Source organism: Bordetella genomosp. 5 (assembly GCF_002261475.1).
GTDB lineage: Bacteria > Pseudomonadota > Gammaproteobacteria > Burkholderiales > Burkholderiaceae_B > Bordetella.
The window spans coordinates 189,806-212,253 of sequence record NZ_NEVN01000007.1 but is presented as its reverse complement, the minus strand read 5'-3'; the positions used below and the strand labels follow the sequence as shown (position 1 = coordinate 212,253).

General features: G+C 67.6%; 22 protein-coding genes. 17 read left to right on the top strand and 5 right to left on the bottom strand.

The features are described from left to right. Positions 1–134 precede the first annotated feature (134 nt). From CEK29_RS13900 to CEK29_RS13865, 8 genes are all read left to right on the top strand, one after another. Positions 135–1,124 carry a Bug family tripartite tricarboxylate transporter substrate binding protein gene (locus CEK29_RS13900; protein WP_094858474.1) on the top strand — a complete coding sequence of 330 codons (990 nt, stop codon included), beginning with the start codon at positions 135–137 and terminating at the stop codon, positions 1,122–1,124. 13 nt (positions 1,125–1,137) lie between these two features. Continuing rightward, entirely contained in the window at positions 1,138–1,818 is a 681-nt protein-coding gene (locus CEK29_RS13895) for a 3-oxoacid CoA-transferase subunit A (protein WP_094800919.1), read from the top strand. 10 nt (positions 1,819–1,828) lie between these two features. After that, positions 1,829–2,551, top strand: coding sequence for a 3-oxoacid CoA-transferase subunit B (locus CEK29_RS13890; protein ID WP_094800917.1), 723 nt, complete (start codon positions 1,829–1,831; stop codon positions 2,549–2,551). Then, on the top strand, positions 2,548–3,378 hold the full coding sequence (locus CEK29_RS13885) for an IclR family transcriptional regulator domain-containing protein (RefSeq protein ID WP_094858473.1): 831 nt from the start codon (positions 2,548–2,550) through the stop codon (positions 3,376–3,378). Before CEK29_RS13890 ends, CEK29_RS13885 begins: the two co-directional genes overlap by 4 nt. Before the next feature lie 271 nt (positions 3,379–3,649). Beyond that, complete coding sequence (locus CEK29_RS13880; protein ID WP_094800913.1) at positions 3,650–4,828, top strand: CaiB/BaiF CoA transferase family protein; 1,179 nt, start codon at positions 3,650–3,652, stop codon at positions 4,826–4,828. Between the two features lie 38 nt (positions 4,829–4,866). Next, positions 4,867–5,658, top strand: a complete 792-nt coding sequence (locus tag CEK29_RS13875; RefSeq protein WP_094800911.1) for a FadR/GntR family transcriptional regulator — start codon at positions 4,867–4,869, stop codon at positions 5,656–5,658. 48 nt (positions 5,659–5,706) lie between these two features. After that, positions 5,707–6,522 (top strand): enoyl-CoA hydratase, encoded by an 816-nt coding sequence (locus CEK29_RS13870; protein WP_094858472.1) that lies wholly within the window; start codon positions 5,707–5,709, stop codon positions 6,520–6,522. 184 nt (positions 6,523–6,706) lie between these two features. Continuing rightward, on the top strand, positions 6,707–7,681 hold the full coding sequence (locus tag CEK29_RS13865; protein WP_094858471.1) for a Bug family tripartite tricarboxylate transporter substrate binding protein: 975 nt from the start codon (positions 6,707–6,709) through the stop codon (positions 7,679–7,681). A gap of 56 nt (positions 7,682–7,737) precedes the next feature. Here the strand turns inward: CEK29_RS13865 and ggt are convergent, their stop codons facing one another. Together ggt and CEK29_RS13855 are read right to left on the bottom strand one after the other, a co-directional pair. Next, positions 7,738–9,333 carry a gamma-glutamyltransferase gene (gene ggt, locus CEK29_RS13860; protein ID WP_094858470.1) on the bottom strand — a complete coding sequence of 532 codons (1,596 nt, stop codon included), beginning with the start codon at positions 9,331–9,333 and terminating at the stop codon, positions 7,738–7,740. A gap of 35 nt (positions 9,334–9,368) precedes the next feature. Next, positions 9,369–10,343, bottom strand: a complete 975-nt coding sequence (locus CEK29_RS13855; protein ID WP_094858469.1) for a Bug family tripartite tricarboxylate transporter substrate binding protein — start codon at positions 10,341–10,343, stop codon at positions 9,369–9,371. A gap of 236 nt (positions 10,344–10,579) precedes the next feature. Between CEK29_RS13855 and CEK29_RS13850 the strand changes: the two genes are divergently transcribed. After that, positions 10,580–11,236, top strand: coding sequence for a GntR family transcriptional regulator (locus tag CEK29_RS13850; RefSeq protein ID WP_094800901.1), 657 nt, complete (start codon positions 10,580–10,582; stop codon positions 11,234–11,236). A 46-nt stretch (positions 11,237–11,282) separates the two neighbouring features. Here the strand turns inward: CEK29_RS13850 and CEK29_RS13845 are convergent, their stop codons facing one another. From CEK29_RS13845 to CEK29_RS13835, 3 genes are all read right to left on the bottom strand, one after another. Next, positions 11,283–12,560, bottom strand: a complete 1,278-nt coding sequence (locus tag CEK29_RS13845) for a TRAP transporter large permease (RefSeq protein WP_094858468.1) — start codon at positions 12,558–12,560, stop codon at positions 11,283–11,285. A gap of 49 nt (positions 12,561–12,609) precedes the next feature. After that, entirely contained in the window at positions 12,610–13,110 is a 501-nt protein-coding gene (locus tag CEK29_RS13840; protein ID WP_094800897.1) for a TRAP transporter small permease, read from the bottom strand. Positions 13,111–13,185: 75 nt separating this feature from the next. Next, positions 13,186–14,160 (bottom strand): TRAP transporter substrate-binding protein, encoded by a 975-nt coding sequence (locus CEK29_RS13835; RefSeq protein ID WP_094858467.1) that lies wholly within the window; start codon positions 14,158–14,160, stop codon positions 13,186–13,188. Between the two features lie 115 nt (positions 14,161–14,275). Between CEK29_RS13835 and CEK29_RS13830 the strand changes: the two genes are divergently transcribed. From CEK29_RS13830 to CEK29_RS13795, 8 genes are all read left to right on the top strand, one after another. Further along, the gene (locus tag CEK29_RS13830) at positions 14,276–16,813 is read left to right on the top strand and encodes an ABC transporter permease (protein ID WP_094858466.1); all 2,538 of its coding nucleotides are present in this window, start codon (positions 14,276–14,278) and stop codon (positions 16,811–16,813) included. Then, on the top strand, positions 16,813–17,238 hold the full coding sequence (locus tag CEK29_RS13825) for a group II truncated hemoglobin (protein ID WP_094858465.1): 426 nt from the start codon (positions 16,813–16,815) through the stop codon (positions 17,236–17,238). Before CEK29_RS13830 ends, CEK29_RS13825 begins: the two co-directional genes overlap by 1 nt. Further along, on the top strand, positions 17,228–17,938 hold the full coding sequence (locus CEK29_RS13820) for a 3-deoxy-D-manno-octulosonic acid kinase (protein WP_094800889.1): 711 nt from the start codon (positions 17,228–17,230) through the stop codon (positions 17,936–17,938). Before CEK29_RS13825 ends, CEK29_RS13820 begins: the two co-directional genes overlap by 11 nt. Before the next feature lie 198 nt (positions 17,939–18,136). Then, entirely contained in the window at positions 18,137–19,240 is a 1,104-nt protein-coding gene (locus CEK29_RS13815; protein ID WP_094858464.1) for a polyamine ABC transporter substrate-binding protein, read from the top strand. Between the two features lie 6 nt (positions 19,241–19,246). Beyond that, on the top strand, positions 19,247–20,374 hold the full coding sequence (locus tag CEK29_RS13810; RefSeq protein ID WP_094800885.1) for an ABC transporter ATP-binding protein: 1,128 nt from the start codon (positions 19,247–19,249) through the stop codon (positions 20,372–20,374). Continuing rightward, positions 20,371–21,291, top strand: coding sequence for an ABC transporter permease subunit (locus CEK29_RS13805; RefSeq protein WP_094800883.1), 921 nt, complete (start codon positions 20,371–20,373; stop codon positions 21,289–21,291). The genes CEK29_RS13810 and CEK29_RS13805 overlap by 4 nt, the downstream gene beginning before the upstream one ends. After that, positions 21,288–22,091: an ABC transporter permease subunit gene (locus tag CEK29_RS13800; RefSeq protein ID WP_094800881.1), complete on the top strand. Its 804-nt coding sequence runs from the start codon at positions 21,288–21,290 to the stop codon at positions 22,089–22,091. The genes CEK29_RS13805 and CEK29_RS13800 overlap by 4 nt, the downstream gene beginning before the upstream one ends. Beyond that, entirely contained in the window at positions 22,088–22,447 is a 360-nt protein-coding gene (locus tag CEK29_RS13795; RefSeq protein ID WP_094800879.1) for an arsenate reductase, read from the top strand. The genes CEK29_RS13800 and CEK29_RS13795 overlap by 4 nt, the downstream gene beginning before the upstream one ends. Position 22,448 lies beyond the last annotated feature (1 nt).

Here is a 22,448-nt window from a genome sequence, read left to right as displayed (position 1 = left end):
GCCCGCCGGGTGGCGTGCCATACTTTTTCCACGGTACCGACCAATAGTCAGGACAACTGACATCGGCCGCCATCGCGGCGTCTTCCGGAGACGACGCGGCGGCGGCAACGGCCCACTCATGGAGGAGACAATCCATGGCACAGCAGCACACCCGCCCGCGCCGTCGCGCGCTGGCTACGATGGCGCTCGCCGTCTTGATGGCGGCCGGCTGGAGCGGCGCGCAAGCCGCTTCCGACTGGCCCGAGAAACCCCTGCGCGTGATCGTGCCCTATACCCCGGGCGGCGCGACCGACACCGTCACGCGCGTGGTGATGGAAAAGCTGTCCACCCGCCTGAAGCAGACCATCATCATCGAGAACCGCCCCGGCGCGAACAGCAATGTGGGCGCCGCGGCGGCGGCCCGCGCCGAACCCGACGGCTACACCTTTCTCAGCATCCTGCCGGCCTACGTGATCAATGCGCATCTCTATGAGCTGACCTACTCGCAGGAAAGCCTGGTGCCCGTGGTGCACATGGCGGATCTGCCGCTCTTTCTGTTCGTGAGCAAGGATCTGCCCGTGAATTCGCTGCAGGAGCTGGTGGACTACGGTCACGCTCACCCCGACAAGCTCACGTACGCCTCGAGCGGCACGGGGTCGAGCGCGCACCTGACCGGCGCCGAGCTGGCGCTCCGCGCGAAGCTGAAGATGACGCATGTGGCCTACAAGGGCAGCGCGCCGATTCTCACCGACCTGCTCGCCGGCCGGGTGTCTATGGTGTTCGACCCGGTGCTGGTGCCCATGCAGTACGTGAAGGAGAACCGCCTCAAGGCGCTCGCCTTCACCGGCAAGACGCGCTGGGCCACCGCGGCCGATGTGCCGACGCTCGAAGAGGCCGGCATGCCGGGCTTCGTCACCGCCTCCTGGGTCGGCTTGCTGGCGCCGCGCGGCACGGACCCCGCCATCGTGAACCGGATGGCCACCGAGATCAGCGCGATCGTCAAAGAGGACGACGTCAAACAGAAGTTCATGGACGTGGGCTTTCTGCCCGCCGGCGGCACGCCCGCGGCGTTCGATGCCCTCATGCGCGCCGATTCGTCCCGCTACGCTCGCATCATCAAGGATGCCGGCATCACCGTGAACTGAGAGGAGGGTGGCGATGATCGACAAATTCGTGGCCGATCCCGCCGCGGCGGTGGCGGACGTGCATGACGGCGCCACCGTCCTGGTCGGCGGCTTCGGCGGCGCCGGCATGCCCACCGAGCTGCTGCATGCGCTGATCGAACAGGGCGCGCGCGATCTGACGGTGGTGAGCAACAACGCCGGCAACCATGAAACCGGCCTGGCGGCGCTGATCAAGGCCGGGCGCGTGCGCAAGGTGATCTGCTCGTTCCCGAAGGCCTCGCACTCGTGGGTCTTCGACGAGCTGTATCGCCAGCAGCGCATCGAGCTCGAGTGCGTGCCGCAGGGCACCATCGCCGAACGGCTGCGCGCCGCGGGCGCGGGCCTGGGCGGCTTCTACACGCCGACGGGGGCGGGCACCGACCTGGCGCGGGGCAAGGAAACCCGCGTGATCGATGGCCGCGAGTACGTGTTCGAGCACGCGCTGCCGGGCGACTTCGCGCTGGTGAAGGCCGATCAGGCCGATCGCTGGGGCAATCTCACCTACCGCATGAGCGCCCGCAATTTCGGTCCGGTGATGTGCATGGCGGCCCGCACCGCCATCGTGCAGGTGCGCGAACAGGTCGAGCTGGGCGCGTTGTCGCCCGAGGCGATCGTGACGCCCGGCATCTTCGTGCAGCGGGTCGCGCGCGTCGAGCACGCGGGCTTTTCGAGTTGAAGGAGTATCGATGCAGGCCAAATCCTCTTCCCATCGGCCCTGGACGCGTGACGAGATGGCCGCGCGCGTGGCCGGCGACATTCCCGATGGCAGCTACGTAAATCTCGGCATCGGCATGCCGGTGCATGTGGCGCGGTTTCTCGCGCCGGAGCGCGAGGTCGTGCTGCACAGCGAAAACGGCATTCTCGGCATGGGCCCGCCGCCCGCGCCCGGCCAGGAAGATCCGGATCTGATCAACGCCGGAAAACTGCCCGCCACGCTGGTGCCCGGCGGGGCGTACTTTCACCACGCCGACTCGTTCGCGATGATGCGGGGCGGCCATCTCGATCTGTGCGTGATGGGCGGCATGCAGGTCGCCGATAACGGCGACCTGGCGAACTGGTCGCTGGCGCGGCCCGGAGAGGCGCCGGCGGTGGGCGGCGCGATGGACCTGGCGGTGGGCGCGCGCCGGGTCTACATTCTGATGGAACACAACAGCAAGAGCGGGGCGGCCAAGCTGCTGCGCCGCTGCACCTTGCCGCTCACCGGACGGGGCGTCGTCGACCGCATCTACACCGACCTCGCGGTGATTGACGTGACACCCGCCGGCTTTTGCGTGCGCGCCATGGCGCCCGGCGTCACGCTGGAAAGCCTGCAGGCGCTCAGCGACGCGCCGCTGCACGCGGCGCCCGCGTCCGATGCCGCGGCCCTGCCGGCTTGCGAGGTCTCTACGCCTGGAGCCCATCACCGATGATCTATCCGCCTTCGATTGCCCCGGCCTACACCGCGCCGCTGCCCACGCAGGCCCATCCCGAGCAACTGCGCGGCGATCCCGATTTCATGCAGACCCTGGCACGCGGTCTGCATGTGATCCGCGCCTTTGGCGAACGCCGCCAACCGCAGACCGCGGCCGAGCTGGCGCGGCGCGCCGGGCTGTCGCGCGCGGTGACGCAGCGCTGTCTCTACACCCTGGTCGCGCTCGGGTATGCCGAGCAGCACGAGCGTCACTATGTGCTCACGCCGCGCATTCTGAGCCTGGGCCATGCGTACTTCGCGTCCACGCCGTTCGTGTCGCTCGCGCAGCCGGTGCTGGACGACCTGAGCGCAACGGTGAACGAAACCTGCGCGCTCGGCATCATGACCGGCCACGAGATGATGTATCTGGCGCGCTCGGAGGTGCACCGTATCCTCGCCACCTCGCTGGGTCTGGGCAGCCGCCTGCCCGCCTACTGCACGTCGATCGGCAGGGTCATGCTGGCGCAGCTCGGTGCCGCCGCGCTGGCGCGCTACTTCGACGACGTGGAGCTCGCGCCGTTTACCGAATACACCGTCACGCAACGCGCGCAGCTGTGCGCCGAACTCGAACAGGTGCGGCAGCGCGGCTACGCCATCGGCGATCAGGAGCTGGAGCTCAACGTGTGCGCCATCGGTGTGCCCGTGCGCAGCGCCAGCGGTCAGGTCGTGAGCGCGATCAACGTCAGCGTCAAGGCGTCGCGGCTGCCGCGGGAGCGAATGATCGGCGAAATCCTGCCGGCGGCGCAGGCGGCCGCCGACAAGATAGGGCGGTTTCTGGTGTTGTAGGGGTGGCTGCCAAGCCGCCCGGGCCGCTGACAGGACCGGGGCGGTTTTAGGTGTTGTAGAGGCTGGGGCGCGACGCCGCCGCCGGCCGCGCGGGGAGGGCCGGCCCCCACCTGGGGTTTCCGATGATAGGCGAGGGGTCTTTCAAGTCATAGGATGTCCAACATCCTACAAATGGACGGGCACTGCGGTGATGGGTGCGCCGACCGGCCCGCGCGGCCGGTCGCGTCGCGGCCACGCCCGCCCGCCAATAACGATTCGGAGACACCTCGTCATGATTTATGCGCCGCTGGACCGCTTCGTCGTGCTGGACCTCACCCGCGTGCGCTCCGGGCCGGCCGCCGTGCGGCAGTTTGCCGATTGGGGCGCGGACGTGATCAAGATCGAAGAGCCGACCCAGGTGAAGGACGACAAGCCGGGCGGCGCGGCCAAGTTCAGCGATTACCAGAACACCCACCGCAACAAGCGCAGCCTCACGCTGAATCTGAAGCAGCCGGAAGGGCGGGCGGTGTTCATGGAGCTGGTCAAGCGCGCCGACGTGCTGGTCGAAAACTACCGGCCGTCGGTCAAGACCAAGCTCGGCATCGATTTCGAGTCGCTCTCCAAGGTCAACCCGCGGCTGGTCTACGCCAGCATTTCGGGGTTCGGCCAGGACGGCCCCTACGCCGACCGCCCCGGCCTCGACCAGATCGCGCAGGGCTTGGGCGGCCTGATGTCCGTGACCGGCGAAGCCGACCGGGGGCCGATGCGCGCCGGGATTCCGATCGCCGATCTGAGCGCCGGCCTGTTCGCCGCGATCGGCATCCTCACGGCCTTGCTGGACCGCGAGCGCACCGGGCAGGGGCGCTGGGTGCACACGTCGCTGCTGCAGGCGCAGGTCTGGATGATGGACTTCCAGGCGACGCGCTGGCTCATCGATGGCGAGGTGCCGGGCCAGTCGGGCAACGACCATCCGACCAGTTCGCCCACGGGCGTCTACCCCACGGCCGATGGCTACATCAATATCGCGGCGATGGGCTCGAGCATGTTCGCGCGGCTGTGCGATGTGCTCGGCATGCCCGAGCTCAAGGACGACGCGCGCTTCGCGTCGGCCGGCTTGCGCGTGGAAAACCGCGGCGAACTCAATCGCGAGATCGTTGCCCGCACGCGGACCCGCGACAGCGCGGATTGGATCGAGCGCCTGAACCAGGCCGGTGTGCCATGCGGGCCGATCCTGTCCATGGACACGGCCTTCGAGAACGAACAGGTGCGGCACCTGCGCATGACGCGCCGCGTGACGCATCCGCAGCGTGGCGACGTCGACATCATCGCGCCCGCCGTGACGTTCGGCGGCGGCGAGCCGCCGCCCGTGTCGCCCGCGCCCGAGACCGGTGCCCACACCGACGACATCCTGGCCTGGCTGGGCCTGGATGAAGCGGCGCGCCAGCGTTTGCGCGCCGCCGGGGCGGTGTGACACCATCGTGGCCTTCCCCGCCACCCTTCGGAAATTCCATGGCCCATCCTGAACCCGTGTCCGATGCGCTGTTCGGCAGCCTCGCCCGGCCCGACAATCTGCCCGACGAAATCGCGCAGCAGATCCGGCAGAAGATCGTCAGCCAGGCGTTCGAGCCGGGGCAGCGTCTGCCCACCGAACAGGAATTCGCGCAGCGTTTCGGCGTGAGCCGCAACGTCGTGCGCGAGGCCATCGCGCGCCTGAAGCTATCGGGCTACATCGAGACGCGGCGCGGGGTCGGCAGCTTCGTGGCCACCGATGCGGGGCAGCAGGCCTTCGAGCTGTTGCCGGCCGATCTGTTGCAGGCGCAAGCACTCGAACACGTCTATCAGCTGCGGGTCGAGATCGAGGCGGGGGCGGCCGCGCTGGCCGCGCAGCACCGCACGGACGCGCAGATCGAGCAGCTGCGTGTCGCGCTGACGCGGGTGGACGCGGCCAGCGACGACTGGCGCATGGGCGCGGATCGCGCGCTCGACTTCCACATGGCGGTCTGTCAGGCCGCGAACAATCCGTATTTTCTGCGGTTGCTGTCGCTCTTCGGCCGTGCCATCGGCGATGCGGTGCGCACGCTGCGCTATTGCAGCACCGGCACCGAGCGCGTGGCGCAGATCGAGCTCGAACACCACCGCATCTTCGATGCCATCGTGGCGCGCGACGCCGACGCGGCGCGCGCGGCGATGCGCGAGCATCTGACCAACGGCATGCAGCGGCGCCAGGCGCAGCTGCAGCAGACCGGCGCCGCCGCGCCGGCGGCCGCGACCTCACCTCGAGCGGGCCCAGGCCCGGATTGATCCACCGAACCGCCCGGCCGCACTGGCGCCGGGCTCAGGACAGCACCGATGACCGCCGAACGCATTCTGCAGGATCGCATCACCGAACACCTCATCGTCGAGAAGCGCGACGGCGCGGGCTGGATCACCTTCAACGACCCTGCTCGCCACAATGCCGTGTCGTACGCGATGTGGGAAGGCATTCCGCTGGCGCTGGAAGCGCTGGCGGCGGATCCGCGGATCCGCGTGGTCGTGCTGACCGGCGCGGGCGAACGGGCCTTCGTGAGCGGCGCCAACATCTCGCAGTTCGACACGCTACGTTCGGGCGAAGAAGCGGTGCAGGCCTACGAAAAAGTCGCCGAGGCCGCCCAGCTTGCGCTCTACGACTATGACAAGCCCACGGTGGCGCGCATCAAGGGCTATTGCATCGGCGGCGGACTCAACATTGCCTTGTGCTGCGACCTGCGGCTGGCCTCCGAAGACAGCAGTTTCGCCATTCCGGCCGGCAAGCTCGGTCTGGGCTATCGCATGACCGCCATCCGCAATCTGGTGCATGCCGCCGGGCCCGCGGGGGCGCTGGAGATCTTTCTGACGGCCGCGCGCTACACCGCCGCCGAGGCCGAGAAGCGCGGCCTGGTGCACAAAGTCTGCGCTCCCGGCAGCCTCGACGCCGCGCTCGATGAGTACGTGGCGCAGATATCGGCCAATGCGCCGCTCACCTTGCGGGCCGGCAAGAAGATGATCCGCGCCATGCAGGCGCTCGGGCCGGAGGTCGACATGGAGGCCATGACGCGGCTGGTGCTCGAGTGCTTCGAAAGCAATGACTATCGCGAGGGCAAGCGTGCCTTCGCTGAGAAGCGCACGCCGGTCTTCACCGGCACCTGAGTGCGCGCCGCGCAGGCGGCGCAAGGTTTTCACAAGTCTTTCGTGCCGGGCGATGCCCGGCAGGACCGCGCGCGCCCGCCGCGCGGGGACGGCGGCCGCCGTCCGCAAGCGGGCCGCCGGGGCCGGGCGTGCGAGGCCATGCACTGCTTCAAGAACAGAACCTCATAAAACAACGGAGACAACCATGAAACGCAACCTGGCAGCCATCGCGCTCGCCGCGGGCCTGGCCTGCGCCGCGCCGTCCACCTTCGCCGCCTGGCCCGAGCAGCCGATCCGCATCGTCGTGGGTTATGCCGCGGGCGGCACCACCGATATCCTGGCGCGCGCGCTGGGCGAAGAGCTCAGTCGCACGCTCAAGCAGTCCATCATCGTGGAGAACAAAGCCGGTGCCGCCGGCAACATCGCCGCCGCCGCCGTGCAGCAGGCCAAGCCCGATGGCTACACGGTGCTGATGGCCACGGTGTCCAGCCATGGCATCAATCCTGCGCTCTACAAAAAGTCGCTGGGCTACGATCCCGTGGGCGGTTTTACGCCGGTCGGCATGGTGGCGTCGATTCCGCTGGTGCTGGTGGCCAATCCCAAGCTGCCGGTGAAGTCGGTGCCCGAGCTGGTGACGCTGGCACGCAGCAAACCCGGCGAGCTCAACTATTCGTCCAGCGGCAACGGCTCGCCCGTGCATCTGGCGGGCGCCATGTTCGCGCAGCAGGCCAAGCTCGAGCTGGTGCACGTGCCGTATCGCGGCGGATCGTTGGCCAACACGGCCGTGATGACGGGCGAGGCGCAATTCAGCTTTGCCACGCTGCCCGGCGCGATGCCGCAGGTGAAGGCCGACAATCTGCGCCCGCTCGCCGTCACCACGCAGCAGCGCTCGACCCAGCTGCCCGACGTGCCGACCGTGGCCGAGACCGAGGGCTTCAAGGGCTATGAAATCAACACCTGGAACGCGATCCTGGCGCCCAAGGGCACGCCGCCCGAAGCCGTGGAGACGTTCAACGCCGCGCTCAAGACGGCGATGAACTCGCCCAAGCTGCGTCAGCTGTTCGAGAAGGAAGGGGCGGTGCCCACGACCAGCACGCCCGCCGAACTCGCGACCTTCATCGATGGCGAGCTGGTGAAGTGGGCCGAGGTGGTGCGCACCGTCAACATCCGGGTCGATTGACGCGCAAAAAAAACGCCGCCCGAGGGCGGCGTTGTTCTCACCTGTCGTGGCAGGGCTCAGAAGCCCACGGCCTGGCCGTCGCGGCGCGAGTCCGAGGCGGCGAGATAGCCACCTTGCGGCAGGCGATGGATCAGCTGGGCCGAGCCGAACTCGAGGCTGTCGGCGGGCGCCACGGCCACGTTGTGGCCGCGGTCGCGCAGTACCTGCACCACGTCGGCGGGCAGGTGGGCTTCGACGTTGACCACCGGGCCGTTCTCGACGCGGAAGCGCGGCGCGTCGCTCATGGCCTGCGGGTTCTGGCCGAAGGCGGCCAGGCGCGTCACCATTTGCAGATGGCCCTGGGCCTGCATCGAGCCGCCCATCACGCCGAACGACATCACGGGTTCGCCCTTGCGGGTGACGAAGGCCGGGATGATGGTGTGCATCGGCTTCTTGCGCGGCGCCACCTGATTGGCGTGACCGTCCTTCAGCACGAAGTTCAGGCCACGGTTGTGCAGGCCGATGCCGGTGTCGGGCACGACGACGCCGGAGCCGAAGCCGTGATAGTTGGACTGGATGAACGACACCATCGTGCCGTTCGCGTCGGCGGCGGTGAGGTACACCGTGCCGCCCGACGGCGGGCTGCCGGCCGACGGCGTGGTGGCGCGGTCCATGGCGATCAGGCGCGAGCGCGCGGCGAGGTAGTCGCCGTCGAGCAGATCGGCCGCGCTCACCCGCATGTGGCGCGGATCGGCCACGTGGTGATGCAGATCGGCGAAGGCCAGCTTCATGGCCTCGATGCTGACGTGGTAGTAGTCGGCGCTGTCGCGGCCCATGCCTTCGAGGTCGAAACGCTCGAGCATGCCCAGCGCCATCAGGGCGGCGATGCCCTGGCCGTTCGGCGGGATCTCGTGCAGCGTGTAGTCGCGGAAGTTCTGGCCGATCGGCTTGACCCACTCGGCCTGGTGCTCGGCCAGATCCTGCATCGTGAGCGCGCCGCCGGTGGCACGGGCGAAATCGGTGATGCGGCGCGCGAGGTCGCCGCGGTAGAAGCTCTCGCCGCCGGTCTGCGCGATGTCGCGCAGCGTGCGCGCCTGCGCCGGGAAGCGCCACCATTGACCGGCTTCGGGCGTCTTGCCGTCGATCATGAAGGCTTCGGCAAAGCCGGGCTCGTGCGCGAGCTTGGGCGCCTGGTTGGCCCATTGCCGCGCGATCGTCGGCGAGATCGGGAAGCCGTCTTCGGCGTAGGCGATGGCGGGTTCGAAGAGCTGCGCGAACGGCAGCTTGCCGAAACGCTCGGACAGCGCCTTCCAGCCGGCGATCTGGCCGGGCACGGTGACGGTGCCCCAGCCGGTGGGCGGCATCGCGTCGCGGCCATTGAAGTACTCGGGGGTCCAGGCGGCGGGCGCCGCGCCACACGAGCTCAGGCCGTGCAGCTCGCCGTCGTGCCAGATCAGGGCGAACATATCGCCGCCGATCCCGTTCATCACGGGTTCGACGACGGTGAGCGCGATCGCCGTGGCGATCGCGCTATCGACGGCATTGCCACCGGCCAGCAACATGCGCAGCCCTGCCTGTGCGGCCAGCGGCTGGCTGGTCGCCACCGCGTTGGAGGCCAGCACGGGCATTTTCCGGGAGGCGTAAGGGAAGGTCCAATCGAAAGAAGATGACATGAGGCTGGAGGTGGAATGAGTCGTGGAAATAAAAATTACTGGGGCGTGATGCCGGCTTGCTCGATCAGCTTCTGCGTGCGCGGGATCTCGGCCTTGATGAAGGCGGAGAACTCGGCGCGGCTGCCGCCCTGGGGCTCGGCACCGGCTTCGGCAAGCTTGTCACGCAACGCGGGCTGTGCCAACACCTTGTTGACGGCCTGGTTCAGCTTGTCCAGCACCGGCGCGGGCGTGCCCGGAGGCGCGACGAGACCGTACCACGGTGCGATGTCATAGCCGGCGAAACCCTGCTCGGCGATGGTGGGGATCTCGGGCGCCAGCGCCGAACGCTTGGCGTTGGACATGCCCAGCGGCACCAGCGCGCCGGCCTTGGCTTGCGGCAGACCGGTCATGATGGTGTCGAAGTACATCGAGACCTGGCCCGAGAGCAGGGCCGGGATGGCCTCGCCCGCGCCCTTGTACGGCACGTGCAGGATGTCGATGCCCGCCACGGACTTCAGCATTTCGCCCGCCATGTGCGAGGTCGTGCCGGTGCCGAACGAGGCGTAGGTCAGTTTGCCCGGATTGGCCTTGGCATAGGCCACCATCTCCGGCAGCGTCTTGAACGGCTGCTTCGTGTTGGCCAGCAGGATGTTGGGCGTGTAGGCCACCATCGACACCAGCTCGAATTTGTCGGGATCGTAGGCCAGGCGCTTCTGCAGGAAGCGGTTGGTGACGATGGCGGCGGGGCCACCCATCAGCAGGGTGTAGCCGTCCGGCTCGGCGCGCGCGACGGCGGCGCTGCCGATCGCGGCGGCGGCGCCCGGGCGGGCCTCGATCACGAAGGGCTGGCCGAATTCCTGGGCCAGCGCTGCGCCCAGCTGGCGCGAGATCAGGTCGGTGGCGGAGCCGGCCTGGAAGGGCACCACGATCTTCACGGGATGCTGCGGCCAGTCGGTGGCCTGCGCGGCGGCTTGTGCGCCAGCCACGAGGCCGGCGGCCACGAGCAGCGTCCGGGCGAGACGGAGTTTCATAGGGTTCCCCTGTATATCTGATTGATTCGTCGACAAAAAATGGCGCGGCCCGCCTGACAGGACGGCGTTGCCGCGCCAAGGCGATTAGAGCGGCCAGGGGCGGGCATGCCTATCGGGAATTGCATCTATGGATCATTGGATCCAATTTGTGCTATTTTGCCATAGCCTTAAACTCTGGCGCTCGCACGCCCGGCACACGCACTGCCGTGCGGCATCCCTCCCTATGGAAATCAGCAATGCTGCAACTGCAGAAGACGGCACTGACCGCTGAAGAAGAGGCCTACCAGCACATTCAGCACGAGATACGCCTGGGCCGCTACGCGCCCGGCGAACGGCTCGTGCCCGAAGTGATCGCGGGGCGGATCGGCACGAGCCGCATGCCCGTGCGCGGCGCGCTGCGGCGCCTGGCCTCCGAAGGCCTGGTGCAGATCCGGCCGAATCGCGGCGCCGTCGTGCGCGGCCTCGACCAGAAAGAGATGCTGGAGGTGTTCGAGATCCGTTCGGTGCTCGAGGGGCTGGCCATGCGCAATGCCGTGCTCAACATGGGCCCCGAGCATCTGCGCCGCCTGATCAGCATGCTGGACCAGCTCGAGCAGGGCTCAGGCGATTACCTGGACTGGACCACCGCGCATCGCGAGTTTCACGAATATCTGTGCAGCTTCTGTGGTCAGCCGCGCCTGTTGCGGCAGATCGCCGAGCTGCACGCCGTGGTCGAGCCGTACATGCGGCTGTGGTCGAGTCAGCCGGGCCGCGCGTTGCGCGCCCGCGAATCGCACCAGGAATTGATCGACGCGCTGGCCACGCGCGACCCCGATCGATGCGAGGCGGCGATGCGCCGGCACGTGCTCAACACGGTACCGGCGCTGTCCGAATTTTTGCAGCAGGGCCACTGAAGCGGGGCCCGCGCGCGCCGGCCGGTGGGCCCGCGCGCTTTCGGCCTCAGCGGCCGTAGACCAGATCGCGCAGGCCGAGCGACAGGCCGGGCCAGTAGGTAATCACCAACAGGCAGGCGATCACCACCAGCACGAACGGAATCAGCGGCTTGATCAGGCGTTCGAGCGGCAGCTTCGCCACCGCGCAGGCCGCGAACAGGTTCACGCCGAAGGGCGGCGTGATCATGCCGAGCGCCAGGTTGACGACCATGATGATGCCGAAGTGCACCGGGTCGACCCCGAACGACAGCGCCACCGGCAGCAGCAGCGGGGCCAACACCACGATCGAGGCCGAGGTCTCGATGAACATGCCGATCACGAAGAGCGCGGCATTCACGCCCATCAGGAAGCCGATCTTGGTGTCGAACAGGCCCGACAGCCATTGACCCAGCATGTCCGGAATGCCGGCACGATTGAGCAGGAAGCTGAAAAGGCCCGCGTTGGCGATCACGAACATGATCACCGCGGTAGAGACGACCGACTTGTGCAGCGTCGTGGACATCGCGCGGAACGACAGGCGGCGGTAGATGAACTTGCCCACCACGACGGCGTAGACCACCGCCACCACCGAGGCCTCGGTCGGCGTGAACACGCCACCGTAAATACCGCCCAGAATGATCACCGGCATCAGCAGCGCCAGCCACGCCCGCTTGAACGCGGGCCAGATCGGCAGCCGGCCTTCGCCGTCGCGCAGGCCGAGCTTGTTGCGGCGTGCATACATCCACACGTAGAACATCAGGGCGACGCCGATCAGGATGCCCGGCACCACGCCCGCGATGAAGAGCTCGCCGGTCGAGGTGTCGGTGGACACGGCGAACAGAATCATCGGAATCGAGGGCGGGATGATCACGCCGAGCTCGGCGGCCGAGGCCTGCAGCGAGGCCGCGAACGGCGCGGGGTAGCCGTGCCGGATCATGGCGGGAATCAGGATGGCGCCGACCGCGAAGGTCGTGGCCACGCTCGAACCCGCCACCGCCGCGAAGATCATGCAGGTCAGCACGCAGGTGCAGGCCAGGCCGCCCTGCACGCCGCCCACGAGGCTCTTGGCGAAGTCGACCATGCGTTCGGAAATGCCGCCGGCCTCCATCAGGTTGCCGGCGAGGATGAAGAACGGAATGGCCACGAGAGGGTACTTGTCGAGCGCGGCGAAGAGCTGCTGCGCCACCACCAGCGAGGGCAGGCCACTCGACGCCACGCCCGCCAGGCTCGCCAGCCCGATGGACACGGCCACGGGCACCGACAGGCCGAAGAAGATCAGCATCGTGACGATCATCAACTGCGACATAAGATTTTCGCCTTCAGGAATTCAGAGAGAGTGGGCGGGGCCGTGAGGCTCAGCCCTGTGCGTCGTTGCGCACGGGGACGTCGTCTTCTTCGGCGCGCGCGAGCCGGGCGATCACGGCGATCACCGCGAGCGTGGCGCCCACCGGGATGGCCAGGTAGATCCAGGAGATCGAGATGTCGAGGCTGGGTACGTTCTGGAAGCGCACGCGCCAGGTCATCTGGCCGCCGATCCAGGCGAGGGTGCCCAGGAACAGCACGCAGATCGCGCCGATGGCGATCTCCAGCGCGCGGCGGGCGCGCCCCTGAAGGGCGTTACGCAGCATCTCGACGCTGATCATGGCGCCGTGACGGAAGGCCAGCGCCACGCCGAGCAGCACGGTCCAGATCAGCAGGGCGCGGGTGGCGACTTCGCTCCAGTCGGCCGGCGAATGCAGCACGAAGCGCGCGATCACCTGCCAGAAGGCGGCGCAGGCCGAGCCCACCAGCAGAATCTGGGCGAGCGCGGACGCGAGTTTGAACAAATAGGTTTCGGCAAGGCACAGCAGGCGCATGGGAACATCCAGTGCAGATGAACGGACACAGCCGTTCGCACGGGGCGAACGGCTGTGCACGCAACGCAGGCGCGTTTACTTGGTATCGCGGATTGCTTCGATCAGCTTCTGGTCGAACTTCTTGTAGTACTGCGGGTAGGCCGGCTCGACGGCGGCCGCGAACGCAGCGCGATCGACCTCGGTCACCTGCATGCCTTCTTTCTTGAGCTGCTCGACGCCGGTCTTTTCGATGTTGTCGACGTAGCCGCGCATCGCCATCGCCGAGTCCTTGCCGGCCTGATCGAACGCCTTTTTCTGGTCGGCAGACAGATTGCCATAGGTGGAGGCAGACATCAGGACCAGCGCGGGGCCGTACACGTGGCCGGTCAGCGACAGGTACTTTTGCATCTGCGACAGCTTGGCCGAGGTGATGACCGACAGCGGATTTTCCTGACCGTCGATCGTGCCCTGTTGCAGGGCGGTGGCCACTTCGGGCCAGGCCATCGGCGTCGGCAGGATGCCGCTCTGACGGAACGCGGTGATGTGGACCGGGTTCTCGGTGGTGCGGATCTTCAGGCCCTTGGCGTCGGCCGGAGTGGCCACGGGGCGGACGTTATTGGTCAGGTGACGAAAGCCCTGTTCGCCCCAGGCCAGCGCCACGATGTCCCGATCGGGGAACTTGGCGAGCATATCCTGGCCTATCTTGCTGTCGAGCACGGCACGGGCGTGGGACAGGTCGCGCAGCAGGAAGGGGATGTCGAAGACGCCGGTTTCGGGCACGAAGTTGAGCGTGGCGCCGGTCGAGACGATGGCGAGATCGATGGTGCCGATCTGCAGCCCTTCGATCACTTCGCGTTCGCCGCCCAGCGCGCTGTTGGCGAATTGCTGGACTTTGTACTTGCCGCCGGTGCTGGCTTCGATCGACTTGGCGAAGGCCTCGCCACCCGCGCCGTAGTGCGACGTAGCGGACAGGGCATAGGCCATCTTGAGGGTGGTCTGGGCTTGGGCCGGGGCGGTCACGCCGAATGCGCCGGCGGCAAACAGGGCGGCGGCTAGCCACGTCTTACGCATGATGTCTTCTCCAGGGGTCTTTTGTATTAGGTATGCTGACGAAAACCCGAGTTTTCGCCCTGCTGCATGATAGCGGGATTCCCTGCGGTAAACCCCGATGGTTCATGGTTCAACGATGATGGATTTCCCTGATTCCGCCGCGCGCCGCGGCGCCCGTCCCGGCTTTTTGGCCTCGCTCGCGCTGGGCGTGCGCATGATGGTGCGCGACGCCCGGTCGGGCGAACTGCGCCTGCTGGTGCTGGCGCTCATCGTGGCGGTGGCCGCGGTCACGAGCGTGGGCTTCCTGTCCGACCGGGTCTCGCGTGCCCTCGAGCGCGACGCCGGCCAGATGCTGGGCGCCGACCTGCTGCTCGACGCCGACGAGCCGGTGCCCGCGGCCTTTCTCGACGCGGCGCGCGAGCGCGGCCTGCGCGTGTCGTCCACGCTGCAGTTTCCGTCGATGGCCAGCGCCGGCGACAGCGCGCAACTGGTGTCGATCAAGGCGGTCGAGCCGGGGTATCCGCTGCGCGGCCGGTTGCGCGTGGCCGAGGCGCCGTTCGCGCCCGATGCGCCCACCACCGAAGTGCCGTCGCCGGGCACGGTGTGGGCCGACCCGCAGTTGCTGGCGCTGCTGAATGTGTCGGTGGGCCAGACCATCGGCCTGGGCGACACCCGCCTCAAGGTCGAGCGCGTGCTGACCTACGAGCCGGATCGCGGCATGCAATTCGTCAACGTGGCGCCGCGCGTCATGTTGCGCGTGTCCGACCTCGAAGCCACCGGCCTCGTCGCGCCGGGCAGCCGCATCGGCTACGGCCTGCTCGCGGCCGGCGAGCCCGCCGCGGTCGCCGGCTATCAAACCTGGCTCAAAGACCACCTGCAGCGCGGTCAGAAGATCGCCACGCTCGAGTCGGGCCGGCCCGAGGTGCGCCGCACGCTCGACCGCGCGCAGCGCTTCCTGTCGCTGGTGGCCCTGCTGGCCGTGCTGATCTCGGCGGTGGCGGTGGCGCTGGCCGCGGGCCGCTTCATGCAGCGGCATCGCAATGGCATCGCCGTCATGCGCTGTCTGGGGGCGTCACAGGCGCAGGTGAGCGCCATGCTCTGTGCCGAGTTCACCCTGGTGGGGCTGGCGGCCGCGCTGGGCGGATGCCTGGTGGGATTCGGCGTGCATCAGTTGCTGGTGATGGCGCTGGCCGGCCTGATCGACACGACCTTGCCCTTGCCCTCGCTGATGCCCGCCCTGCAGGGGCTGGTCACCGGCCTGCTGATGCTGCTGGGCTTCGCCTTGCCCTCGCTGGCGCAGTTGCGACACGTGCCTCCGGCGCGTGTGCTGCGGCGTGACGCCGGCACCGGCCGGGCGCGCAGCGCCGGCGGCTACGCGATCGGCGCGGTGGGCCTCTCGCTGCTGATCTGGTGGTTCGCGGGCGATCTCAAGCTGGGGGCCGTCGTGGCCGGCGGCTTCCTGGGCGCCTTCCTGATCTTCGCGCTGGTGGCCTGGCTGGCCGTGCTGCTGCTGGCGCGCCTGCGCGGCGCGGTCGGCGGCCTGCCGGCCCTGCGCTTCGCGCTGGCCGGCGTGGTGCGCCGGCGGGCCGCGACGATCACGCAGGTCTGCGCGCTGGCCGTCGGGCTGATGGCGCTGATTCTGCTCACCATGACGCGCACCGACCTCATCGCGGGCTGGCAGCGCACGCTGCCGGTCGACGCGCCCAATCGTTTCCTGATCAATATCCAGCCCGACCAGCGCACGGAAGTGCTGGCCCGCCTGCAGGCCGAGGGGCTGTCGCAGGTGCGGCTGTGGCCTATGGTGCGGGGCCGGCTGGTCTCGATCAACGACAGACCGGTCAGCCCCGACCATTACGAAGAGCCGCGCGCCAAGCGGCTGGTCGACCGCGAGTTCAACCTGTCCTTCGCCGACACGCCGCCGGAAGGCAACCGGCTGGTCACCGGCCGCTGGATCGATCCGGCGGCCCACGAAGTCTCGCTGGAATCGGGCCTGGCCCAGTCGCTGGGCCTGCAGCTGGGCGACCGGCTGCGCTTCGACGTGGCGGGGCAGACCACCGAGGTGACCGTGGCCGGCGTGCGCCGGGTCGACTGGGATACCATGCGCGTCAATTTCTTCGCCATTCTGTCGCCGCCGGCGCTGGCCGACATGCCGCAGAGCTGGATCACCTCGTTCCATCTGCCGCCCGACAAGGTGCCGGTCTTGCGCAGCCTGGTGCGTGACTTTCCCAACCTGACGGTGTTCGACGTGGGCGCGATCCTGTCGCAGCTGCAGTCGGTGCTGCAGGAAGTGACCAAGGCGGTGCAACTGCTGTTCGCCTTCACCCTGACGGCGGGCGTGCTGGTGCTGGCGGCGGCGCTCACCGCCACGCGCGACGAGCGCGTGCGCGAGGCGGCCGTGCTGCGCGCGCTGGGCGCCACCCGGGCCCAGCTGGCGCGCGCCCAGCGCATCGAGCTGCTCGCCGTGGGCGCCCTGGCCGGCCTGCTCGGCGCGGGCGGCGCGACGGCGATCGCCTGGGTGCTGTCGACCCAGGTCTTCGATTTCACGATTACCATGCGCGTCTGGCCGTGGCTGGCCGGGATGGCCGCCGGCATGGCCGGCGCCTGGGCCGGCGGTGCGCTGGCCCTGCGCGGCGTGCTGCGCACGCCGCCCCTAGTGACCTTGCGAGAAGCCTGATGACCACCACCCGCGTCGAGCCGATTTTCGAGCCGCTCGACACCACCAAGACCATTTTCGAACTGCTCGGCGGCGAGTCCGCCGTGCGTGCGCTCGTCGACCGCTTCTACGATCTGATGGACCTCGAGCCCGACTTCCGCGAGCTGCGCGCCGCGCACGGCCCGAGCCTGGACGACGCCCGCGACAAGCTGTTCTGGTTTCTCTGTGGTTACTTCGGCGGCCCCGATCACTACATTCAGCGCTTCGGCCATCCGCGCCTGCGCGCGCGCCATCTGCCGTTTTCCATCGGCGAGATCGAGCGGGATCAGTGGGTGGCCTGCATGGGCCGCGCCATGCAAGACCAGCAGATCGAGCCGGCGCTGGTCGAGCGTCTGGTGCATTCGTTCTTCGGCGTGGCCGACTGGATGCGCAATCGTGCCGGCTGACGCCCGCGCGCAGCCGGTCGCGCGTCACGCCTGGAACGACGGCGCCATGCTGTTCGATCCGGGCCGTATCGCGAGCCCCGATCCCACATTGTTGCGACCCGAGGCCTACGGCGCCTCGGCCGAGCCGGTGCAGGCCGGCGGCCGGGCGGCGGCCTGGTTCGTGGCGGGGGCGGGGTGGCAGGGCGTGCTGCGCGGTTACCGGCGCGGCGGGCTCGTCGCCAGGATTTCGCGCGCGGCCTATCTCTGGCAGGGCGAAGAGCGGACCCGAGCGTTCCGAGAGTTCAGGCTGCTGGCCGCGATGCGGGCCCAGGGCCTGCGCGTGCCGGCGCCGCTGGCCGCCGGCTACTGGCGCAGCGGGCTCATCTATCGCGCGGCGATCCTGATCGAGCGCATTCCCGAGGTGCGGCCGCTGGCCCACGTGCTCGCGCCCGCGGCCTGCGAGGCCGCCGGACGCGCCATCGCGGCCCTGCACGCGGCCGGCGTCTGGCATGCCGATCTCAACGCCTTCAACATTCTGCTCGACGCGGCGGGCGACGCCTGGCTGATCGACTTCGACCGCGGCACGGGCGGCGGCGTCTCCGCGTCGGCGCGCCAGGCCAATCTCGACCGCCTCAAGCGCTCGCTCGTCAAAGTGGCGGGCGAACCGGGCGCGGCGGCCTGGGACCGGATCGTCGCCGCATACCGAGCGGCCCAGGCATGAAGGCTGCGGCATGAACGCCATGGCTGCCTGAGCAGCCCCGCGGGCAAGGGTGGGCGAACGCGCGGTGTCGGTCGCGTCGCCATCCCCCCGCGAAAATCGCCGATTCGGAGGGCGGGCGACAACAACCACCCTCTAAAAGGCTTTATCATTTTGCCTTTTGGCATTTCTCCAACACGCGAAATTAGGCAAGGGGTCGCGATGAAATTCATGACGGGAATGCGCTTTGCGCTGGGTCTCACGGCAGTCGCCGCGGCGGTTACACCCGCGTTGGCACAGAACAAGGTCGTCAACGTCTACAACTGGGCCGAATACACCGCGCCCGATACCATTCCAGGCTTCGAGAAAGAGACCGGCATCAAGGTCCGCTACGACGTCTACGACAACAACGATACCCTGCAGGCCAAGCTGCTGACGGGCAAGTCGGGCTACGACATCGTCGTGCCCTCGACGCATTACGCCTCGCGCCAGATCCAGGGTGGCCTGTTTCAGAAGCTCGACAAGTCGAAGATCCCGAACCTGAAGTATCTCGACCCGGACATCATGGCGCTGGTCGCCACCGTCGATCCCGGCAACGAGTACGCCGTGCCGTGGGGCTATGGCACCAACGGCCTGGGCTACAACGTCACCAAGGTCAAAGAGATCATGGGCGAGAACGCCGATCTCGGAAGCTGGGACATGCTGTTCAAGCCCGAGAACGCCGCCAAGCTCAAGGATTGCGGCATTTCGGTGCTCGACGAAGCCGCGCAGGTGTTCCCGGCCGCGCTCAAGTACCTCGGCAAGGATCCCAACTCCGACAAGCCCGAAGACTATAAAGAAGCGCTCGAGCTCCTCAAGAAGATCCGCCCGTACATCCGCCAGTTCAGCTCGTCGGGCTATATCGACGAGCTCGCCGTGGGCGATCTGTGCATGGTCTATGGCTTCTCGGGCGACGTGATGATCTCGCGCAACCGCGCCCAGCAGGCCAAAAAGACCTACGACATCAACTACTTCATTCCGAAGGGTGGCGCGCCGGCCTGGTTCGATCTGATGGTGATCCCCAAGGATGCGCCGCATCCCGAAGAGGCGCACGCGTTCATCAACTACATCGAAACGCCGCAGGTGCACGCCGCGATCACCAACACCATGTTCTACCCCAACGCCAACAAAGAGGCGCGCAAGTACGTGGTGAAGGACGTCGCCGACAATCCGATGATCTATCCGGGTCCGGATGTCGCCAAGACGCTGTACGTCATCAAGGCGCAGCCGCTGCCCGTCCAGCGCCTGCAGACCCGCATGTGGGCCGAACTGAAGTCCGGAAGATAAGTCATCATGAGCGATAGCCGTTACACGGCACAGCACTCCACCGATCCGGACGAGTTCGTCAAGATCGTCGACGTGGTCAAGATTTTCGGCGACACCGTCGCCGTCCGATCGGTCAACCTTTCGGTCAAGCGCAACGAGATCTTCGCCCTCCTGGGCAGCTCGGGCAGTGGCAAGTCCACGCTGCTGCGCATGCTGGCGGGCTTCGAAGACGCGACGTCGGGGCAGATCATGCTCGATGGCGAAGACATCACGGCCGTGCCGCCTTACCGGCGGCCGGTCAACATGATGTTCCAGTCGTACGCGCTGTTTCCCCACATGACCGTCGAGGCCAACGTCGCCTTCGGCCTCAAGCAGGAGGGGGTCGACCGCGCGGAGATCCACGACCGCGTGTTCGAGGCGCTCGACCTGATGCAGATGGCGGGTTATTCGCGCCGCAAGCCGCATCAGTTGTCGGGCGGCCAGCAACAGCGCGTGGCGCTGGCGCGCAGCCTGGTCAAGCGGCCCAAGCTGCTGCTGCTCGACGAGCCCATGTCGGCGCTCGACAAGCAGATCCGCCAGAAAACGCAGATCGAGCTGGTCAAGATCCTGGAGCAGGTCGGCGTGACCTGCATCATGGTCACCCACGACCAGGAAGAAGCCATGACGATGGCGCACCGGCTGGCCGTCATGACCGACGGCCAGATCGTGCAGTGCGGCTCGCCCCAAGACGTCTACAACTTCCCCAACTCGCGCTTCGTGGCGGGCTTCATCGGCAGCACGAATCTCTTCACCGGCACCATCACCGAAGACGCGCCCGACCATGTCGTGATCGAGTCCGAGGAGCTGTCGCGTCCGCTCTACGTCAATCACGGCGTGAGCGAGCCGCTGGGCATGGACGTGCACGTCTCGATCCGCCCCGAGCGTCTGGTCGTGTCGCGCAATCAACCCGATGGCGACTACAACTGGGCCCATGGCATGGTCAGTCACATGGCCTGGATGGGCAGCTACGGTCTCTTTCAGATCCGGCTCGACTCCGGCATGGTGATCGAGGCCAGCATGCCCAGCCTGCTGCTGGGCTCGATCGACGCGCCCGGCATCGACGAAGAGGTCTACGTCAGCTGGGACGCCGATAGCGCCACGGTGCTGGCATCATGAGGCTGCCGTCCGTGCGCGAGTGGCTGCCGTCGGGGCGTGCCCTGGCGGTGGTGCCGCCATTTCTGTGGCTGGTGGTCTTCCTGCTGGTGCCGTTCCTGCTGGTGTTCAAGATCAGCTTCGCGGAGCTCGAGTTCGGCATCCCGCCGTACACGCCGCTGGCCGAGTTCAAGGACGAGGCGGTGCAGCTCAGCCTGCACCTGCGCAGCTACGTCCTGCTGTTCACCGACAACCTGTACTTCGCCACCTACCTGAACTCGGTCAAGATGGCCGCGATCACGACGCTGGTCTGCATCCTGATCGGTTATCCGATGGCGTACTACATCGCGCGCTCGTCGCCAGCGATTCGCAACGTGCTGCTGCTGGCCGTGATCCTGCCCTTCTGGAGTTCGCTGCTGCTGCGCGTGTATGCCTGGGTCGGCATCCTGCGCAACGACGGCCTGCTCAACAAGGTGCTGATGACCCTCGGCATCACCGCGAGCCCGCTCGAGATCTACCGCACCGACCTGGCCGTGTACATCGGCATGGTCTATGCCTATCTGCCGTTTTTCATCCTGCCGCTCTACGCCAATCTCGTGAAGATGGACCTGCGTCTGCTCGAGGCCGCCTACGATCTGGGCGCCAAGCCCTGGCAGGCGTTCTGGCGCATCACCGTGCCGCTGTCGCGGCCGGGCGTGATCGCCGGGGCGATGCTGGTGTTCATCCCGGCGGTGGGCGAATACGTGATTCCCGAGATGCTCGGCGGCGCCGATACGCTGATGATGGGCCGCGTGATGTGGAATGAGTTCTTCAACAACACCGACTGGCCGATGGCCTCGGCGGTGACGTGCGTCATGGTGCTGCTGTTGCTCGTGCCGCTGGCGCTGTTCCAGTACAACCAGATCAAGCAGCAGCAGCTCGATCGCGGGGGCCGCCGATGAAAGGACCCAACAAGTCCCTGCGCGGGCTGGCCCTCGGCCTGGGCTATTTCTTTCTGTATGTGCCCATCCTGAGCCTGATGGCGTTTTCGTTCAACGATTCGCCCGTCGTCACCTCCTGGACCGGCTTTTCGCTGCGCTGGTACTCGGCGCTGTTCGCCGACGACGCGCTGCTGCGGGCCGCCTGGCTGTCGTTCAAGGTGGCGGCGCTCACCGCGACCGCGGCCACCATCATCGGCACCTGGGCCGGCTACGTGCTGGCGCGCATGGGCCGCTTCCGCGGCTTCGGCCTCTACCTGGGCATGCTGAGCGCGCCTCTGGTGATTCCCGAGGTGGTGCTGGGCATCTCGCTGCTGCTCATGTTCGTCGAGATGCGCGGCCTGCTGGGCTGGCCCGAGCAAAACGGCATGTTCACGATCTGGGTCGGCCACGTCACGCTCTGCATGGCTTTCGTGGCGGTGGTGATCCAGTCGCGCATCCGCGACATGGACCGCTCGCTGGAAGAGGCCGCGCTGGATCTCGGCGCCACGCCGCTGCGCGTGTTCTTCTCGATCACGCTGCCGCTGATCGCACCGGCCCTGGCGTCGGCCTGGCTGCTGTCGTTCACGCTCTCGCTCGACGACGTCGTGCTGGCGTCGTTCCTGTCCGGGCCGGGTTTCACCACCTTGCCCATGGAAGTGTTTTCGCGCGTGCGCCTGGGCCTCAAGCCCGAGGTCAATGCCCTGGCCACGTTGTTCATTCTGGCGGTCGGCACCTGCGTGATCCTTGCCAACCGCCTGCAAGTGCGCAAGGAATCCTCATGACCCAAACCACCACCCTGTACGGCCTGAACAAATGCAGCACCTGCGTGAAGGCGCGCGACTGGCTCAATGAAAACGGCGTGGCGCACACCTTCATCGACTACCGCGACCATCCGGTGCCAGCTGCCACGCTCAAAGAATGGGCCGAGCAGCTGGGCGGCTGGGAGAAGCTGGTCAATCGCACCTCCATGACCTGGCGTGCCCTGTCCGACGAGCAGAAGGCGGCGAGCACCGCGGCCCAATGGACCCGCCTCATCGCCGAGTACCCGGCACTGGTGCGCCGGCCCGTCACCGTCACATCCGACGGCGTGGTGACGGTGGGCTTCTCCGAAAAGCGCTACGGCGAGCGCTTCGCCTGAC

Coding starts and splice junctions, on each gene's coding strand:
- CEK29_RS13900 (WP_094858474.1), top strand. CDS start 135: ATGGCACAGCAGCACACCCGCCCGCGCCGTCGCGCGCTGGCTACGATG.
- CEK29_RS13895 (WP_094800919.1), top strand. CDS start 1,138: ATGATCGACAAATTCGTGGCCGATCCCGCCGCGGCGGTGGCGGACGTG.
- CEK29_RS13890 (WP_094800917.1), top strand. CDS start 1,829: ATGCAGGCCAAATCCTCTTCCCATCGGCCCTGGACGCGTGACGAGATG.
- CEK29_RS13885 (WP_094858473.1), top strand. CDS start 2,548: ATGATCTATCCGCCTTCGATTGCCCCGGCCTACACCGCGCCGCTGCCC.
- CEK29_RS13880 (WP_094800913.1), top strand. CDS start 3,650: ATGATTTATGCGCCGCTGGACCGCTTCGTCGTGCTGGACCTCACCCGC.
- CEK29_RS13875 (WP_094800911.1), top strand. CDS start 4,867: ATGGCCCATCCTGAACCCGTGTCCGATGCGCTGTTCGGCAGCCTCGCC.
- CEK29_RS13870 (WP_094858472.1), top strand. CDS start 5,707: ATGACCGCCGAACGCATTCTGCAGGATCGCATCACCGAACACCTCATC.
- CEK29_RS13865 (WP_094858471.1), top strand. CDS start 6,707: ATGAAACGCAACCTGGCAGCCATCGCGCTCGCCGCGGGCCTGGCCTGC.
- ggt (WP_094858470.1), bottom strand. CDS start 9,333: ATGTCATCTTCTTTCGATTGGACCTTCCCTTACGCCTCCCGGAAAATG.
- CEK29_RS13855 (WP_094858469.1), bottom strand. CDS start 10,343: ATGAAACTCCGTCTCGCCCGGACGCTGCTCGTGGCCGCCGGCCTCGTG.
- CEK29_RS13850 (WP_094800901.1), top strand. CDS start 10,580: ATGCTGCAACTGCAGAAGACGGCACTGACCGCTGAAGAAGAGGCCTAC.
- CEK29_RS13845 (WP_094858468.1), bottom strand. CDS start 12,560: ATGTCGCAGTTGATGATCGTCACGATGCTGATCTTCTTCGGCCTGTCG.
- CEK29_RS13840 (WP_094800897.1), bottom strand. CDS start 13,110: ATGCGCCTGCTGTGCCTTGCCGAAACCTATTTGTTCAAACTCGCGTCC.
- CEK29_RS13835 (WP_094858467.1), bottom strand. CDS start 14,160: ATGCGTAAGACGTGGCTAGCCGCCGCCCTGTTTGCCGCCGGCGCATTC.
- CEK29_RS13830 (WP_094858466.1), top strand. CDS start 14,276: ATGATGGATTTCCCTGATTCCGCCGCGCGCCGCGGCGCCCGTCCCGGC.
- CEK29_RS13825 (WP_094858465.1), top strand. CDS start 16,813: ATGACCACCACCCGCGTCGAGCCGATTTTCGAGCCGCTCGACACCACC.
- CEK29_RS13815 (WP_094858464.1), top strand. CDS start 18,137: ATGAAATTCATGACGGGAATGCGCTTTGCGCTGGGTCTCACGGCAGTC.
- CEK29_RS13810 (WP_094800885.1), top strand. CDS start 19,247: ATGAGCGATAGCCGTTACACGGCACAGCACTCCACCGATCCGGACGAG.
- CEK29_RS13805 (WP_094800883.1), top strand. CDS start 20,371: ATGAGGCTGCCGTCCGTGCGCGAGTGGCTGCCGTCGGGGCGTGCCCTG.
- CEK29_RS13800 (WP_094800881.1), top strand. CDS start 21,288: ATGAAAGGACCCAACAAGTCCCTGCGCGGGCTGGCCCTCGGCCTGGGC.
- CEK29_RS13795 (WP_094800879.1), top strand. CDS start 22,088: ATGACCCAAACCACCACCCTGTACGGCCTGAACAAATGCAGCACCTGC.